The 702-nt window shown below is 39.0% G+C and carries 1 protein-coding gene; it reads left to right on the top strand.

All coding sequences use genetic code 11. The annotated features are described in order from the left end of the window. Positions 1–14: 14 nt before the first annotated feature. Positions 15–702: VapE domain-containing protein (locus tag KHQ28_RS29660; protein WP_211777827.1), on the top strand; the 688-nt coding region annotated here is incomplete at its 3' end.

The following is a 702-nucleotide window of genomic DNA, read 5'->3' as shown; positions in this document are numbered from 1 at the left end:
ATGGAACAGACCCAGTGGGCAATCAATTAGCTAATGCCTTTGACCTTGTTCGCATTCATCTTTTCGGTGACTTAGACGATAGTGTAACACCTAATACGCCTGTCAATCGGTATCCATCTTATACAGCGATGAGAGAATTTGCTGAAAAAGATAAAGAAGTAAAAAAAGAACTGGTTAGAGAGCGATTTAGAGAGGCTAGCGAAGATTTTGGAGATATTGAAGACGAACTAGGGGAAAATGACGATTGGATCACAGAGCTAAGATATAACACGAAAGGCACGCTTGATTCCTCTATCTATAATGGCTACTTATTCCTAGAGAATTTACCCTCTTTAAAACAAGGTGTTGTGTATAACGAGTTTTCCCATCGCATTGAGAAAGTCAAAAAATTCCCATGGGAAAAAGAGAAAGGCTTAGAATGGTCGGACAGTGACACCGTACTATTAAGAGCCTTTCTAGACGAAACGAAAAAGTTTAAAGTAGATAAAAATACGATTATGGCAAGTCTTTTACAATCAGCGAATGCAAGACATCATCACCCTGTTAAAGCGTTTATTGAAGCAGAGAAATGGGACGGTATAAAACGGATAGAACGAATCTTTATAGATTATTTAGGTGTAGAAGATACAGAATACTCCCGAGAGGTAACTAAAAAATGGTTTACTGGTGCGGTGGCACGTATTTATCGCCCCGGTGTGAAGT

It is taken from the genome of Klebsiella sp. 28 (assembly GCF_018223905.1).
GTDB classification, from domain to species: domain Bacteria; phylum Pseudomonadota; class Gammaproteobacteria; order Enterobacterales; family Enterobacteriaceae; genus Klebsiella; species Klebsiella pneumoniae.
The sequence above is the reverse complement of the archived record's forward strand: the minus strand, read 5'-3'. Positions and strand labels throughout refer to the sequence as shown.